Here is a 14,465-nt window from a genome sequence, read left to right as displayed (position 1 = left end):
CTTTCGGTTTCAAGCCCTGGGGCCTGAAAAGTTTGCCTTACATGCGCTCAGGGGTGAGCGTGGCGCCGGCGGGCGGCCAGTTCTCGAGCTTGCTGCCGAGCGTGAGGCCGTGGGCGGCAAGGACTTCCTTGATCTCATTCAAGCTCTTGCGGCCGAGGTTCGGCGTCTTGAGGAGCTCGTTCTCGGTGCGCTGGATGAGGTCACCGATGAAGTAGATGCTCTCGGCCTTCAGGCAGTTGGCGCTGCGGACCGTGAGTTCAAGGTCGTCGACCGGACGCATGAGGATCGGATCGAGCGGCGGCGGATTCATCGTCGTGTCGTCAGCCTTCTGGCTGTCGAGGATCTGATCCGGATGGATCGAACCGAAGACGGCGAGCTGATCCTGGAGGATGCGCACGGACTCGCGGAGGGCCTCCTCCGGACCGATGGCGCCGTTCGTCTCAATCGTGATCTCGAGCTTGTCGAGGTCGGTGCGCTGGGCGACGCGGGCGGCCATCACCTGGTAGGCGACGCGGCGGATCGGCGAGAAGGACGCATCCATGATGATGCGGCCGATGGTGCTCTTCGAGTAGTCGTCGCGGAAGCCGCGGACGTCGCCGGGCTGGTAGCCGCGGCCCTTCTCGATCTTGACCTGCATCTCAAGGCGGCCGCCGGAGAGGTGGGCGATGACGTGCTCGGGGTTGAGCACCGTCACGTCGTGCGGAAGGTCGAAGTCGGCGGCGGTGACGACACCCTCGCCGTCCTTGCGCAGCATGACCGTGACCTCGTCGCGCTTCTCAAGCTTGAAGACGACGCCCTTGAGGTTCAGGAGAATGTCGACCACGTCCTCGAGGACGCCGTCGATCTGGGAGTACTCGTGCACGATGCCCGTGATCTGAGCCTCCGTCGGGGCGAAGCCGACCATGGAGGAGAGCAGGATGCGGCGCAGGGCGTTGCCGAGCGTGTGACCGTAGCCGCGCTCGAACGGTTCGAGCGTGATGACGGCCTTGTTGGGGTTCTGCGGATCAACGTCGACGCCGACGCTGGTGGGCTTCAGGAGAGCGGTATTAGCCATCTCTGTGAGATTCCTTTCTGATTCAATACCCTCGGCTCGTTACACCGATAAGGCTGAGAAGGATGGGAGCCGGTGACGGTCAGCTTCGCGCTGCCCCGGTCTCCCCGAACCTGTGCATTTTAAATGCACGGGGAAGTGTTCCGGTGAATTTCGGAGAACTTCCCTGTGCATCCCGGGGTCTCCCCGGGATGTGAAAACGCGGCCCGCATGAATCGAGCCGCGCTTTCGCCGTGTGTGCATCGATCTTTCGACCCGGAGGACGCCCATCGGATTCCCTTGCGGGAAGGCCTCGGGCGCCCAGGGGATCCTCCCAGATCAGCGGGAGTAGCGTTCGATGATGAGCGCTTCGTTGATTTCCGGGGCGACTTCGTCGCGGGCCGGAAGGGCCTTGAAGGTACCGGTGAACTTCTTGGCATCCACCTCAACCCAAGCCGGGAAGCCGTTCTGCTGCGCGAGGTCGAGAGCCTCGGCGATGCGGACCTGCTTCTGAGCCTTCTCGCGGACGGAGACGACGTCACCGGCGCGGACGGAGTAGGAGGGGATGTTGACCTTGCGGCCGTTCACCTCAATGGCGCCGTGGCTGACGAGCTGGCGGGCTTCCGCGCGCGTCGAGCCGAAGCCCATGCGGTAAACGACGTTGTCAAGGCGGCTCTCAAGGAGCTGGAGGAGCTTTTCGCCGGTGTTGCCGCGCAGGCGGGCAGCCTCAGCGAAATAGCGACGGAACTGTCGCTCGAGAACGCCGTACATGCGCTTGGCCTTCTGCGTTTCACGCATCTGGTTGCCATAGTCGGACATGCGGGCTCCGGAAATCTTGCCGTGCTGGCCCGGCTTGGAGCCGACGTCCTTGACTTTGGACTCAAACGAACGACGGGCGCTCTTCAGATTCAGATCAATGCCTTCGCGACGCGAAAGCTTGAGCTTGGGACCGAGATATCGTGCCATTTAAAAATGCCTCTCTTATCCTGTAGGACTCCCTACATTCAGTCCGGACCGCCTCAGCATGCGGCCATCGGACGCGGGATTCAACAGAATGGAAAATTCTGGAGTGTTAGACGCGGCGGCGCTTGGAGGGACGGACGCCGTTGTGCGGGATCGGGGTCACGTCCTGGATGGAGGTGACGCGGATGCCGAGCGCGTTGAGCGCACGCACGGAAGACTCACGGCCGGGACCGGGGCCCCAGATGCGGACTTCGATGTTCTTCAGACCGTGCTCGAGAGCGACCTTGCCGGCCACGTCCGCGGCAACCTGAGCGGCGAACGGGGTGGACTTGCGCGAGCCCTTGAAGCCCTGCGCACCCGACGACGAGGCAGCGATGGCGTTGCCCTGGCGGTCGGTGATCGTCACGATCGTGTTGTTGAACGAAGCGTGGATGTGAGCGATGCCTTCCGTAACGACCTTGCGGACCTTCTTGCGGCCGCGGGCGTTGGCGGAGGACTTGGAGTTGTTGCCAGCCATAATTAACCTTTCAATTACTTCTTGAGCGTGACGCCAACCTTACGCGGGCCCTTGCGGGTGCGGGCGTTGGTGCGGGTACGCTGACCGCGGCAGGGAAGACCGCGGCGATGACGCATGCCGCGATAGGTGCCGAGGTCGATGAGGCGCTTGATCGAAAGCTGAACCTCACGACGGAGGTCGCCCTCGACGGTGAACTTCGAGACGGCGTCGCGGACGCGCTCGAGCTCAGCGTCGGAGAGGTCCTGGACCTTCTTCGTGCAGGGGATGCCGCAATCGTTGAGAATCTGGCGGGCACGCGCACGGCCGATGCCATAGATGGCGGTCAGACCGATCTCAGCGTGCTGCTGCGGCGGGATATTGATACCGGCGATACGAGCCATTGTGTGTTACCTCTTTAGCCTTGACGCTGCTTGTGACGCGGGTCAGTGCAGATCACTCGAACAACGCCCTTGCGCTTGATGATCTTGCAGTTGCGGCACATTTTCTTAATTGAAGCTCTAACCTTCATTTAATAGTCTCCACAAGCTGATGAGCTTGGAATGTCGATGCCCACACGGCAGAAACGTCGAATATTAATCGACATCTCGGGAACGTGCAACCGAAACGGAGCCCGGGTGTGAAAAATTTGCCCCGTCGTACCGGAAACACGTGTTCGTCCGCAGCGGAGAGGTCTTCATGGAACCTTGTCCGGCTTTCAAGCCGCTCTGCCGCAGACAGCCCAAAGGGCGGCTCGCGCCGCCCTCGGGGTCGGACGGTGCCTCCCGTTTGACGGGGAGGCTCGTCCGCTCCGGAGCCGGTGAAGGCACCGGAGCATCTGGGAAATCACTTCCGGGTGAGACCGCGGAAGCTCGTCTTCCGAAGCAGGTTTTCGTACTGGTGCGACATCATGTACGCCTGGACCTGGCTCATGAAGTCCATCGTGACGACCACGACGATCAGCAGGGAAGTGCCGCCGAAGTAGAACGGGACGTTGAACTTGAGGTTCAGGAATTCAGGCACGAGGCACACGAAAACCAGGTAGGCCGCGCCGCCGAGCGTCAGGCGCAGCAGCACGCGGTCAATGTAGCGCGCCGTCTGGTCACCCGGGCGGATGCCCGGAATGAACGCACCGCTCTTCTTCAGGTTCTCAGCCGTCTCCTTCGGGTTGAAGACCAACGCCGTGTAGAAGTAGGCAAAGAAGATGATCAGCGCTGCGTAGAGCAGCGTGTAGAGCGGCTGCCCGGGCGAGAGCGCGGCCGCGAGATCGCGGATCCAGCGCGTGGAGTCACCCGAGGTGAACCAGCCGGCCAGCGTCGCCGGGAACAGGATCAGGGACGAAGCAAAGATCGGGGGAATGACACCCGACATGTTCATCTTGAGGGGCAGATACGAGCTCTGGCCGCCGTAGATCTTGTTGCCGATCTGGCGCTTGGCGTAATTGACCGTGATGCGGCGCTGACCGCGCTCGACGAAGACCACGAAGGCGGTGACGGCGAGAACGATGACGATCACGAAGATCGCGGCGAGCGGGCTGATGGCGCCGGTCGACACGAGCTGGAAGAGTCCGCTCGCGCCGTTCGGCAGACCGGCCACGATACCGGCGAAGATGATGATCGAGATACCGTTGCCGAGACCACGCTCAGTGATCTGTTCGCCGAGCCACATCAGGAACATCGTCCCGGTGAGGAGCGACACGGTCGTGGTGATGCGGAAGAGGAAGCCGGGGTCGATGACGAGGCCGGGCTGCGTCTCCAGAGCGACGGCGATGCCGAAGCCCTGGAAAAGACCAAGCAGCAGCGTGCCGTAGCGCGTGTACTGCGTGATCTTTCTGCGGCCCTGCTCGCCCTCTTTGCGGATCGCCTCAAGCGACGGCAGGACGTACGACAGCATCTGGAAAATAATCGACGCTGAGATGTACGGCATGATGCCGAGCGCGAAGACGGAGAAGCGCGAGAGGGCGCCACCGGAGAACATGTTGAACAGCCCGAGAATGCCGCCCTGCTGCTGGTTGAACAGCTGCTGGAGCATATCGGGATCGATACCGGGAACCGGCACGTGAGCGCCGATTCGATAAACAACGAGCGCGAGCGCGAGGAAGATCAGGCGACCCTTGAGGTCGCCGTACTTGCTCAGGCCGGACTGTTGCTTGGTGCTGGGGCCCTTCGCCACGTCCTATCCTCTTTCAAGCAGGTTTTGATTCTTACTCAGCGATGGAGCCGCCGGCAGCCTCGATGGCCGCACGGGCGCCCTTCGTGACGCCGAGACCGCGAACCGTCACCTTGCGGGTGATTTCGCCGGAGAGAATCACACGGGCGTTCTGAGCGAGCGTGGAAACGACGCCGGCCTCCTTGAGGACGAGCAGATCGATTTCCTCGACGCCGAGGCGCTCGAGGTCGGAGAGGCGGACCACTTCGACGAACTTGCGGGACAGGGACGTGAAGCCGCGCTTCGGGAGGCGGCGATACATCGGCATCTGGCCGCCTTCGAAACCGACCTTGTGGAAGCCGCCGGCACGCGACTTCTGGCCCTTGTGACCGCGACCCGCGGTCTTGCCCCAACCGCTGCCCACGCCGCGACCGACGCGGTGATGAGCGTGCTTCGAGCCCTCAGCGGGCTGGATGGTGTTCAAACGCATTTTGGGTGCATCCTTTGGATCATTCGACGCGCACGAGGTACGCGACCTTGGTGATCATGCCGCGGACGGCGGGCGTGTCTTCGAGCTCGCGCGTCTGACGGATCTTCTTCAGGCCGAGACCGAGAACGGTGGCGCGGTGATCCGCATCCGTTCCGATCGGGCTCTTCACCAGAGTGACCTTGATGGTCTTCTTTTCGGACATGTCTTGGACTCCGGATTAGCCGAGCAGCTCTTCGACCGTCTTGCCGCGCTTGGCCGCGATTTCAGCGGGGGAGCGCAGGTTTTCGAGGGCGTTGAGCGTCGCACGGACGAGGTTGTACGGGTTGGTCGAGCCATAGGCCTTCGCAACGACGTTGCGGATGCCGACGGCTTCGCAGACGGCGCGCATCGGGCCGCCGGCGATGACGCCGGAGCCTTCCGGGGCCGGCATCATGATCACGCGGGAAGCGCCGTGACGGCCTTCGACGGCGTGATGCAGGGTGCCGCTCTTGAGCGGGACGCGCTTCATCGAGTGACGGGCGCGCTCCATGGCCTTCGAGACGGACTGCGGCACTTCGCGGGACTTGCCCGTGCCCATGCCGATCGAGCCGTCGCCGTCGCCCACGACCGTGAGGGCCGCGAAAGCGAGGATACGGCCGCCCTTGACGACCTTGGTGACGCGGTTGACCGCAATCATCTTTTCACGCAGGCCGTCGTCCTGTTCTTCGACGGCGTTCTTGCCTTGAACCTTAGCCATTGCCAGCACCTCGGTTAGAACTTGAGGCCGGCTTCGCGCGCAGCCTCAGCAAGCGCGGCGACACGGCCGTGGAAACGATAACCCGAACGGTCAAAGGCGCAGGTCTCAATACCGGCGGCCTTGGCCTTCTCGGCGATGCGGGCACCGACGAGCTTGGCAGCGGCGATGTTGCCGCCGCGGCCCGTCTGGCCGGCGAGCTGAGCGCGAACTTCGGGCTCGACCGTGGAGGCCGAGCAGAGGGTACGGCCGTTGTCGGCCGAGATGATGCTCGCGTAGATGTGCAGGTTGGTGCGATGGACCGTCAGGCGATCGACCTTCTGCAGCAGAATGCGGGCGCGCGTGGCGCGGGCGCGACGCAGGCGGCTTTGTTTCTTGTTGATCATCTTCTAACGTCCAGAATTACTTCTTCTTGGTTTCCTTGATCACGACGTGCTCGTCGGCGTAGCGGACACCCTTGCCCTTGTAGGGCTCGGGAGCGCGGTACGCGCGGATTTCGGCGGCAGTCTGACCGACCTTCTGCTTGTCGGCGCCCTTGATGACGATTTCCGTCGGGGTGGGCGTCTCAACCTTGACGCCGGCGGGCATCTGGTGAACGACCGGGTGCGAGAAGCCGAGCGAGAGGTTCAGCTTGTCGCCCTGGGCCTGGGCACGGTAGCCGACGCCGACGAGCGCGAGGCGCTTCTCGAAGCCGGTGGCGCAGCCCTTGACCATGTCGTTCACGAGGGCACGCATCGTGCCGACGTTGGCGTTCGACTCACGGGTCTCGTTCACCTGCTCGAAGTGCAGGTGACCGTCGTCCTCGGTGATCTTGACCAGGGGAAGAATGTGCATCTTGACCTCGCCGACCGGACCCTTGACGGTCACGTTGTCGGCGGCGAGCGTCACCGTGACGCCCTTGGCGATGGCAACGGGGATCTTAGCGATACGACTCATTTCACACTCCTCGGGTTAGGCGACGTAGCAGATAACTTCGCCGCCGACGCCGGCCGCGCGGGCAGCGCGATCGGTCATCACGCCCTTCGGGGTCGAAACGATCGCGATGCCGAGACCGTTCATCACCTGGGGGATGCTGTCGTGGTTCTTGTAGATGCGCAGGCCCGGACGGGACACGCGCTCGAGGCGCTCGATAACGGGGCGGCCGGCATAGTACTTGAGCGTCACGTTGAGCTCAGGCTTGCCGTTGTTGGCCGCGACTTCGTAGTTCTCGATGTAGCCTTCGTCCTTGAGGACCTTGGCGATGGCGACCTTCAGCTTGGAGGAAGGCATAACCACCGCGGCCTTGTCGACCATCTGACCGTTGCGGATGCGGGTCAGCATATCGGCGATCGGATCACTCATACTCATTTCGCAATCTCCTCGCTTACCAGCTGGCCTTCTGGAGGCCGGGGATGTCACCGCGCATGGCGGCGTCACGAATCATTTCACGGCACAGACCGAACTTGCGGAAAGTGCCACGGGGACGGCCCGTGATCGCGCAGCGATTGCGCAGACGGACCGGGCTCGCATTGCGCGGAAGCGCTTCGAGCTGGGCGCGGGCGTCGAGACGTTCATCCATCGAGCGGGTAGCGTCGTTGATGATGGCCTTGAGGGCGGCGCGCTTGGCCGCGAACTTGGCGACCGTGGCGCGGCGCTTGGCTTCGCGGTTAATAAGAGCAAGTTTTGCCATTTTGCGTCAACCTCAGTTGCGGAACGGGAAGGCAAAGCCAGCGAGAAGCGCCTTGGCTTCCTCGTCCGTCTTGGCCGTCGTGGTGATAGAAATATTCATCCCTCGGATCGCGTCGATCTTGTCGTACTCGATTTCCGGGAAGATGATCTGTTCCTTCAGACCGATGTTGTAGTTGCCGCGGCCGTCGAAAGCACGGCCGGACACGCCGCGGAAGTCGCGGACGCGCGGGAAGGCGATGGTGACGAGGCGGTCGAGGAAGTCGTACATGCGCTCGCCGCGGAGGGTCACCATGCAGCCGATCGGCATGTCCTCGCGAATCTTGAAGTTCGCGATGGCCTTGCGGGTGCGGGTGATCTTCGGCTTCTGGCCGGCGATCTTCGTCATGTCGCCGACGGCGAACTCGATGTTCTTCTTGTCGTTCACGGCCTCACCAACACCCATGTTGAGGGTGATCTTGGTAATGCGCGGAACCTGCATGACCGTCTTGTAGCCGAACTTCTTCATGAGTTCGGGGACAATGGTGTCGTGATAAAGGGAGCTGAAACGCGACATGGTCACCCTCATTCGGCCTTGGCACCGACGACGGCGCCGTTGGACTTGAACACGCGAACCTTCTTGCCATCAACTTCCTTGAAGCCGATGCGTTCGCCCTTGCCCGTTTCCGGGTTGACCAGCATGACGTTGGACTGATCGATCGGGAGGGTCTTGTCGACGATGCCGCCCTCGATGCCGAGGGTCGGGTTCGGACGGACGGCCTTCTTCACGACATTGACGCCTTCCACGAGAACGTGGCGGTCGTCAACGCGGGCGAGAACCGTGCCCTTGGTGCCGCGGTCGCGGCCGGCGATGACCACAACCTGGTCGCCTTTACGAATACGCTGCATGTTCTCTCCTCGATTAGATCACTTCAGGCGCGAGCGAAACGATCTTCATGAACTGCTCGGTGCGCAGCTCACGAGTCACCGGCCCGAAGATACGGGTGCCGATCGGCTCGAGCTTGTTGTTGAGGAGAACGGCGGCGTTGCCGTCGAAGGCAATCTTGGAGCCGTCGGGGCGACGAACGCCGTGAGCGGTGCGGACCACAACAGCGTTGTAGACCTCGCCCTTCTTCACACGGCCACGCGGGGCCGCTTCCTTGACGGTCACCTTGATGACGTCGCCGATGTTGGCATAACGGCGCTTGGAGCCGCCCAACACCTTGATACACATCACTGAACGAGCGCCCGTGTTATCGGCGACGTCCAGCCTGCTCTGCATCTGAATCATTGCTGAAAAAATCCCAACTTATTCCGCATACGCGGACAGTATTGGCCCCGTATGGCGGGGATGAGGCCCGATCGCCGCTGAATCCCGTGCAGCCAAGTTCGTGCACGTGCGGCTCTCGGACTAGAGAAATGCATCGCCCGGACACTCACCGAGAAGTGGGATCCGGGCGACGGGGTGCAAATATAGCTGAAGCGTCAGCTGCTTTGCAAGCGAAACGGGGAATTTTTTTTTAAGTTCCCCGCCTCGCCTTGTAGTCCTTGTTAGAGGACGACGGCCTGCTTGAGGACCTTCGTCACCTTCCAGGACTTGGTCTTGGAGATCGGAGCGGTCTCCTGGATCTCGACGAGGTCACCCTCGCCGCATCCGAGCTCGTCATGCGCGTGGTACTTCTTGCTCTTGACGACATACTTGCCGTAGAGCGGGTGCTTGACCTTGCGCTCGACAAGAACGGTGACCGTCTTGTCCATCTTGTTGCTCGTCACCGTACCCTCGAGGGTGCGGGTGAGCGATTCCTTCGTCTGTTCGGTCATTTCGTGGTCGCCTTTTCGGTGAGGATGGTGCGAACGCGAGCGATGTCGCGACGCGTCTGACGCAGCGAAGCCGTGTTCTGCAGCTGCTGGGTAGCCTTCTGCATGCGCAGCTTGAAGTGCGTCTTCAGAAGCTCCTGCAGTTCCTGCTTGAGCGCGGCCACATCCTTGGCACGCAGTTCGGTAGCGTTCATGTCCGTTACTCCTTCAATTACATGCCGACCTGGCGGACAACGAACGTCGTCTTGACGGGCAGCTTGGCGGCGGCGAGAGCGAAGGCCTCGCGGGCGAGCTGCTCCTCAACGCCGTCCATTTCGTACAGGACGCGGCCCGGCTGAACGAGCGCGACCCAGTATTCAGGATTGCCCTTGCCGTTACCCATACGGACTTCGGCAGGCTTCTTCGAAATGGGCTTGTCCGGGAAGATACGGATCCACACACGGCCGCCACGCTTGATGTGGCGGGTGATGGCACGGCGGGCGGCCTCGATCTGGCGGGCCGTGATGCGGCCGCGCTCAAGAGTCTTGAGACCGAACTCACCGAAGGAAACGTTCGCACCGCGCGTGGCCAGACCGTAGTTGCGGCCCTTCTGATCCTTGCGGTACTTGCGACGATTAGGCTGCAGCATCGTTATTCTCCGTCCTTAGCAGCGGGCTTGCGCGGAGCGCCGGCCTGCTTCGTATCGTTGCGACGGCCGTTGTTGCGACGCGCACCGGGCTTGCCGGCACGGTCACCGCGGCGGCCGCGGCGGTCCTCACGGGGCGACTGCGGCTCGGCAGCTTCCTCAGCGCCGAAGTTGTCACCCTTGTAGACCCAAACCTTGACGCCGACAACACCGTACGTCGTGTGAGCTTCGCTCGTGGCGTAGTCGATGTTGGCGCGAAGGGTCTGCAGAGGCACGCGGCCTTCACGGTACCACTCGTCACGGGCGATGTCGGCGCCGTTGAGACGGCCGGACGACTGCACCTTGATGCCGAGGGCGCCGAGGCGCATGGCGTTCTGCATGGCGCGCTTCATGGCGCGGCGGAACATCACGCGCTTCTCGAGCTGCTGCGTGATGCCGTCGGCGATGAGCTGAGCGTCAAGCTCAGGACGGCGGACTTCTTCGATGTTGACGTGCACGGGCACGCCCATCATCTTCTGAACTTCAACCTTCAGGGCTTCGATGTCGGCGCCCTGCTTGCCGATCACGATGCCCGGACGGGCCGTGTAGATCGTGATGCGGGCGTTGTTGGCCGGGCGCTCGATGAGCACACGGGCGACGCTCGCGTTGCGGAGCTTCTTCAGGAGGAAGGCGCGGACCTTCAGGTCCTCCTGGAGCGTGCTCGGATAGTCACGGCCGCTGGCGTACCAGCGCGACGTCCAGTTGCGGTTGACCGGGAGGCGGAAGCCGGTGGGATTAATTTTCTGACCCATGGTAATTCACCTGTTTCTTAGCTTTCGCCGTCACCGACGGTGATGTAGATGTGGCTCGTCTGCTTGTTGATGCGCGTGCCGCGGCCCTTGGCGCGGGCGGCGAAGCGGCGCAGCGTGGCAGCCTTCTCCACATGGATCTTCGTCACAACGAGTTCATCGATGTCGGCGCCGAAGTTGTGCTCGGCATTGGCGATGGCGCTCTCAAGCGCCTTGCGCACGATGCCGGCGGCACGCTTCTGGGTGAACTCCAGAATGGCGAGCGCCTTGTCAACCTTCTGACCACGGATGAGGTCAGCAACGAGGCGACCTTTCTGGGCGGAAAGGCGAACGCCACGAACCTTAGCTGTCGTTTCCATTTACTTACCCACCTTCTTGTCGCCGGCGGCGTGACCCTTGAACGTGCGGGTGTGCGCAAATTCACCGAGCTTGTGGCCGACCATGTTTTCGTTGATGTACACCGGCACATGCTGACGGCCGTTGTGGACGGCGATCGTCAGACCGATGAATTCCGGAAGAATCGTCGAACGGCGCGACCAGGTCTTGAGCGGGCGCTTGTCGCGGCTCGCCTGGGCGGTTTCAACCTTCTTCATGAGGTGCCCGTCAACGAACGGGCCTTTTTTCAAAGAGCGAGACATTCTTCAGGGCTCCTTACTTGCGGTTGCGGCGCTGGATGATCATCGAATCCGTGCGCTTGCTGTTGCGGGTACGATAGCCCTTCGTGAGCTGACCCCACGGCGTGACAGGAGCGCGGCCGGTGCCGGTCTTGCCTTCGCCGCCGCCGTGCGGATGATCGACCGGGTTCATGGCGACGCCACGGACCGTCGGGCGGATACCACGCCAGCGCTTGGCGCCGGCCTTGCCGAGCTCGCGCAGGCTGTTCTCTTCGTTGCCGACCGTGCCGATGGTGGCGCGGCACTCGATGAGGACGCGACGGACTTCACCGGAGCGGAGACGGACCTGGGCGTACTCGCCTTCACGGGCGATCAGCTGACCGAAGGAACCGGCGGCGCGGACGAGCTGGGCACCCTTGCCCGGGAGCAGCTCGATGCAGTGAATCGTCGAACCGACCGGGATGTTGCGCAGCGGAAGCGTGTTGCCGGCCTTGATGGGCGACTCGGGACCGTTGAAGATCTCCTGGCCGACCGTCAGGCCCTTCGGGGCGATGATGTAGCGACGCTCGCCGTCAGCGTAGAGCACGAGGGCGATGTTGGCGGAGCGGTTCGGATCGTATTCGATGCGCTCGACGCGGGCGGGAATGCCGTCCTTGTCACGCTTGAAGTCGATGATACGATAGGCGCGCTTCGCACCGCCGCCCTTGTGACGGCAGGTGATATGACCGTTGTTGTTGCGGCCGTTGATGCGATTCTTCTTCTCAACGAGAGCGGCCCAGGGCTTGCCCTTGTGGAGCTCCTTGTTGACAACCTTGACCGCGTGACGGCGGCCGGGGGAGGTCGGCTTGAGTTTGACGAGAGCCATTACATCACCTCTTGCTCGAACTTGATTTCCTGACCTTCGGCGAGCGTGACATACGCCTTGCGAACGTCATTGCGCTTGCCCATGAAACGGCCGAAGCGCTTCTGCTTGCCCTTGAGGTTGAGCATCTGCACGCTCTTGACCTGCACCTTGAAGAGCAGCTCAACGGCAGCCTTGACCTCCGTCTTCGTCGCGTCCGGGACGACGACGAAAGACCACGTGTTGTTCTTTTCGCCGATCATCGTGCTCTTTTCAGAGACGATCGGGCCGACGAGAACCTTCATCAGACGTTCCTGATTCATGCCAGCATCTCCTCGATCTGAGCAACAGCCGCCTTGGTGGCCACGACCTTGTCAAAGTAGAGAAGGCACAGCGGATCGGCATAGCGGGGCGTAACGACGAGCACATCCTTGAGATTGCGCGAGGCGAGGATGATGTTGTCGTCAAGTTCTTCCTCACCGATGATGATGAGGGTGCGCTCGTTGAGGCCGAGCGACTTGAGCTGACCGGCGAAGTCCTTGGTCTTCGGCGTCTCGGCCTTGAGGGCCTCAACGACGGCGAAGCGGGCATCCGTCACGAGCTTCGAGTAGATCGAAGCCATGCCGGCGCGGTACATCTTCTTGTTGACCTTCTGGCTGAAGTTTTCGTCCGGTGTGTTCGGGAACGTACGTCCGCCGCCACGCCACACGGGCGAGCTCGTCATACCGGAACGGGCACGACCGGTGCCCTTCTGGCGCCAGGGCTTCTTCGTCGAGTGGTGCACGTCGCGGCGGTTGAGCTGCGCACGGGTACCGAGACGAGCGTTGGCCTGGAAGGCGACCACGATCTGGTGCACCAGGGATTCGTTGTATTCACGACCGAACACGGCGTCGTTGGCTTCAACCTTGCCCTGTTCGTTCAGGATATTGAGTTCCATTGTTTCGCTCCTTACGCCTTAACAGCGGGACGGACGATCACTTCACCGCCCTTGGCGCCCGGAACGGCACCGCGAACCAGAAGAAGCTGACGTTCCTTGTCAACGCGGGCGACCACGAGGTTCTGCGTCGTGCGACGCACGTCACCGAGATGGCCGGCCATGCGCTTGCCGGGGAACACGCGGCCCGGGTCCTGACGGTTACCGATGGAGCCGGGGGCGTTCGTCGTCACGGAGTTACCGTGCGAAGCGCGGTTCGACGAGAAGTGGTGGCGCTTGATGGCGCCGGCAAAACCCTTACCGATGGTCGTACCAGTCACGTCGACCTTCTGGCCTTCCGTGAAGATCTCGACAGAGAGGGCCTGGCCGGGCTTGAACTCGGCGACCTTCTCCGCATCGATGCGGAACTCTTTAAGGGTGCAGGCGGCTTCAACACCGGCCTTGGCGAACTGGCCGGCGAGCGGCTTGTTCACACGAGAGGGCTTCTTGGTGCCGAAGGCGACCTGAACGGCGGTGTAGCCGTCAGTTTCCTGCGTCTTGACCATGGTGACGCGGTTGTTCGACAAGTCGAGCACGGTCACGGGGACGGAAGCACCATCCTCCGTGAAGATACGCGTCATGCCGATCTTGCGACCGACGAGGCCGAGCTTATCACTCATTGTTTTCTCCACCCCGGCTGCGATTGGCCGGGACCGATTTGCATCAAAAATTGTCCCCGGATGCCGCGGCCTTTAGACGCCGCGTTCCCTTCTAAGGGGACAGAAAGACGCGATTCTAGCCATGTCCCCGCTCCCGCGCAACGCAAAGAGGGGGATTTTTTTCATGTGCCGGAATCGCTTAGAAGACGGTTACTGAACCTTGATCTTGACGTCCACGCCAGCGGGCAGATCGAGCTTCATGAGGGCGTCGACGGTCTTGTCGGTCGGGTCGACGATGTCCATGAGGCGCTGGTGCGTGCGGATCTCAAGCTGATCGCGGCTCGTCTTGTTGACGTGCGGCGAACGGAGGATGTCGAAGCGCTGGATGCGCGTCGGAAGGGGGACGGGGCCACGGACGACGGCGCCGGTGCGCTTGGCGGTATCGACGATCTCGAGAGCGGACTGGTCGATGAGCTTGTAGTCGTAGGCCTTGAGGCGGATGCGAATGCGCTGAGACTGCATTTCGAATTCCCTGAAAAAAGAACAGTAAAAGAACAGAGGGAGCGAAGTATACCTTCGCTCCCTCTTGCGATCAACTAGATCGGGGAGATTTTTTTCCTCTGTCGTGCAACCAGAGGATCGAACCTCTCAATTACTCGATGATCGAGGCGACGACGCCGGCGCCGACGGTGTGGCCGCCCTCGCG

The 14,465-nt window shown here is 62.2% G+C and carries 27 protein-coding genes; all 27 read right to left on the bottom strand.

Features of this window, described 5'->3' with window-relative positions; all coding sequences use genetic code 11:
* Positions 1-37: 37 nt before the first annotated feature.
* The 27 genes from rpoA to rpsJ all read right to left on the bottom strand — a co-directional run bounded on the left by rpoA (position 38) and on the right by rpsJ (position 14,281).
* The gene (gene rpoA, locus Q4F91_RS04550) at positions 38-1,054 is read right to left on the bottom strand and encodes a DNA-directed RNA polymerase subunit alpha (protein WP_303334984.1); all 1,017 of its coding nucleotides are present in this window, start codon (positions 1,052-1,054) and stop codon (positions 38-40) included.
* A 315-nt stretch (positions 1,055-1,369) separates the two neighbouring features.
* Entirely contained in the window at positions 1,370-1,996 is a 627-nt protein-coding gene (rpsD, locus tag Q4F91_RS04545) for a 30S ribosomal protein S4 (RefSeq protein WP_303334982.1), read from the bottom strand.
* A gap of 106 nt (positions 1,997-2,102) precedes the next feature.
* Positions 2,103-2,510, bottom strand: coding sequence for a 30S ribosomal protein S11 (rpsK, locus tag Q4F91_RS04540; RefSeq protein ID WP_303334980.1), 408 nt, complete (start codon positions 2,508-2,510; stop codon positions 2,103-2,105).
* A 14-nt stretch (positions 2,511-2,524) separates the two neighbouring features.
* A complete protein-coding gene (gene rpsM / locus Q4F91_RS04535) occupies positions 2,525-2,890 on the bottom strand; it encodes a 30S ribosomal protein S13 (RefSeq protein ID WP_303334978.1) in 366 nt (121 codons plus the stop codon).
* Positions 2,891-2,904: 14 nt separating this feature from the next.
* Complete coding sequence (gene rpmJ, locus Q4F91_RS04530; protein WP_139688419.1) at positions 2,905-3,018, bottom strand: 50S ribosomal protein L36; 114 nt, start codon at positions 3,016-3,018, stop codon at positions 2,905-2,907.
* Between the two features lie 314 nt (positions 3,019-3,332).
* Positions 3,333-4,658, bottom strand: coding sequence for a preprotein translocase subunit SecY (secY, locus tag Q4F91_RS04525; protein WP_303334976.1), 1,326 nt, complete (start codon positions 4,656-4,658; stop codon positions 3,333-3,335).
* Between the two features lie 31 nt (positions 4,659-4,689).
* A complete protein-coding gene (rplO, locus tag Q4F91_RS04520) occupies positions 4,690-5,124 on the bottom strand; it encodes a 50S ribosomal protein L15 (RefSeq protein ID WP_303334974.1) in 435 nt (144 codons plus the stop codon).
* Between the two features lie 19 nt (positions 5,125-5,143).
* A complete protein-coding gene (rpmD, locus tag Q4F91_RS04515) occupies positions 5,144-5,326 on the bottom strand; it encodes a 50S ribosomal protein L30 (RefSeq protein WP_303334972.1) in 183 nt (60 codons plus the stop codon).
* Between the two features lie 15 nt (positions 5,327-5,341).
* The gene (gene rpsE, locus Q4F91_RS04510) at positions 5,342-5,860 is read right to left on the bottom strand and encodes a 30S ribosomal protein S5 (RefSeq protein ID WP_303334970.1); all 519 of its coding nucleotides are present in this window, start codon (positions 5,858-5,860) and stop codon (positions 5,342-5,344) included.
* Positions 5,861-5,874: 14 nt separating this feature from the next.
* A complete protein-coding gene (gene rplR / locus Q4F91_RS04505; protein ID WP_303334968.1) occupies positions 5,875-6,243 on the bottom strand; it encodes a 50S ribosomal protein L18 in 369 nt (122 codons plus the stop codon).
* 16 nt (positions 6,244-6,259) lie between these two features.
* A complete protein-coding gene (gene rplF, locus Q4F91_RS04500) occupies positions 6,260-6,793 on the bottom strand; it encodes a 50S ribosomal protein L6 (RefSeq protein WP_303334966.1) in 534 nt (177 codons plus the stop codon).
* Between the two features lie 15 nt (positions 6,794-6,808).
* The gene (rpsH, locus tag Q4F91_RS04495) at positions 6,809-7,204 is read right to left on the bottom strand and encodes a 30S ribosomal protein S8 (RefSeq protein WP_005431620.1); all 396 of its coding nucleotides are present in this window, start codon (positions 7,202-7,204) and stop codon (positions 6,809-6,811) included.
* Between the two features lie 16 nt (positions 7,205-7,220).
* On the bottom strand, positions 7,221-7,526 hold the full coding sequence (gene rpsN, locus Q4F91_RS04490; RefSeq protein ID WP_303334964.1) for a 30S ribosomal protein S14: 306 nt from the start codon (positions 7,524-7,526) through the stop codon (positions 7,221-7,223).
* Positions 7,527-7,538: 12 nt separating this feature from the next.
* On the bottom strand, positions 7,539-8,078 hold the full coding sequence (rplE, locus tag Q4F91_RS04485; protein ID WP_303334962.1) for a 50S ribosomal protein L5: 540 nt from the start codon (positions 8,076-8,078) through the stop codon (positions 7,539-7,541).
* An 8-nt stretch (positions 8,079-8,086) separates the two neighbouring features.
* A complete protein-coding gene (rplX, locus tag Q4F91_RS04480) occupies positions 8,087-8,410 on the bottom strand; it encodes a 50S ribosomal protein L24 (protein WP_139688409.1) in 324 nt (107 codons plus the stop codon).
* A 13-nt stretch (positions 8,411-8,423) separates the two neighbouring features.
* Complete coding sequence (gene rplN, locus Q4F91_RS04475) at positions 8,424-8,792, bottom strand: 50S ribosomal protein L14 (RefSeq protein ID WP_295478573.1); 369 nt, start codon at positions 8,790-8,792, stop codon at positions 8,424-8,426.
* A gap of 260 nt (positions 8,793-9,052) precedes the next feature.
* Positions 9,053-9,322: a 30S ribosomal protein S17 gene (rpsQ, locus tag Q4F91_RS04470; protein ID WP_303334956.1), complete on the bottom strand. Its 270-nt coding sequence runs from the start codon at positions 9,320-9,322 to the stop codon at positions 9,053-9,055.
* Positions 9,319-9,513 (bottom strand): 50S ribosomal protein L29, encoded by a 195-nt coding sequence (gene rpmC, locus Q4F91_RS04465; RefSeq protein WP_303334954.1) that lies wholly within the window; start codon positions 9,511-9,513, stop codon positions 9,319-9,321. Before rpmC ends, rpsQ begins: the two co-directional genes overlap by 4 nt.
* 17 nt (positions 9,514-9,530) lie before the next feature.
* Entirely contained in the window at positions 9,531-9,947 is a 417-nt protein-coding gene (gene rplP / locus Q4F91_RS04460; protein ID WP_303334952.1) for a 50S ribosomal protein L16, read from the bottom strand.
* Positions 9,948-9,949: 2 nt separating this feature from the next.
* Positions 9,950-10,735, bottom strand: a complete 786-nt coding sequence (rpsC, locus tag Q4F91_RS04455) for a 30S ribosomal protein S3 (RefSeq protein ID WP_303334950.1) — start codon at positions 10,733-10,735, stop codon at positions 9,950-9,952.
* Between the two features lie 17 nt (positions 10,736-10,752).
* Entirely contained in the window at positions 10,753-11,091 is a 339-nt protein-coding gene (gene rplV / locus Q4F91_RS04450; protein ID WP_303334948.1) for a 50S ribosomal protein L22, read from the bottom strand.
* Positions 11,092-11,370 (bottom strand): 30S ribosomal protein S19, encoded by a 279-nt coding sequence (gene rpsS, locus Q4F91_RS04445; RefSeq protein ID WP_303334946.1) that lies wholly within the window; start codon positions 11,368-11,370, stop codon positions 11,092-11,094.
* 13 nt (positions 11,371-11,383) lie between these two features.
* On the bottom strand, positions 11,384-12,211 hold the full coding sequence (gene rplB / locus Q4F91_RS04440) for a 50S ribosomal protein L2 (protein ID WP_303334944.1): 828 nt from the start codon (positions 12,209-12,211) through the stop codon (positions 11,384-11,386).
* Positions 12,211-12,510 carry a 50S ribosomal protein L23 gene (rplW, locus tag Q4F91_RS04435; RefSeq protein ID WP_303334942.1) on the bottom strand — a complete coding sequence of 100 codons (300 nt, stop codon included), beginning with the start codon at positions 12,508-12,510 and terminating at the stop codon, positions 12,211-12,213. Before rplW ends, rplB begins: the two co-directional genes overlap by 1 nt.
* The gene (gene rplD / locus Q4F91_RS04430; RefSeq protein WP_303334940.1) at positions 12,507-13,124 is read right to left on the bottom strand and encodes a 50S ribosomal protein L4; all 618 of its coding nucleotides are present in this window, start codon (positions 13,122-13,124) and stop codon (positions 12,507-12,509) included. The genes rplW and rplD overlap by 4 nt, the downstream gene beginning before the upstream one ends.
* Positions 13,125-13,135: 11 nt before the next feature.
* A complete protein-coding gene (gene rplC / locus Q4F91_RS04425; protein ID WP_303334938.1) occupies positions 13,136-13,780 on the bottom strand; it encodes a 50S ribosomal protein L3 in 645 nt (214 codons plus the stop codon).
* Positions 13,781-13,969: 189 nt separating this feature from the next.
* Positions 13,970-14,281 (bottom strand): 30S ribosomal protein S10, encoded by a 312-nt coding sequence (gene rpsJ / locus Q4F91_RS04420; protein WP_005431601.1) that lies wholly within the window; start codon positions 14,279-14,281, stop codon positions 13,970-13,972.
* Positions 14,282-14,465: the final 184 nt, after the last annotated feature.

It is taken from the genome of Sutterella sp. (assembly GCF_030539355.1).
Lineage (GTDB): Bacteria > Pseudomonadota > Gammaproteobacteria > Burkholderiales > Burkholderiaceae_F > Sutterella.
This window is presented reverse-complemented; position numbering and strand designations above follow the sequence as displayed.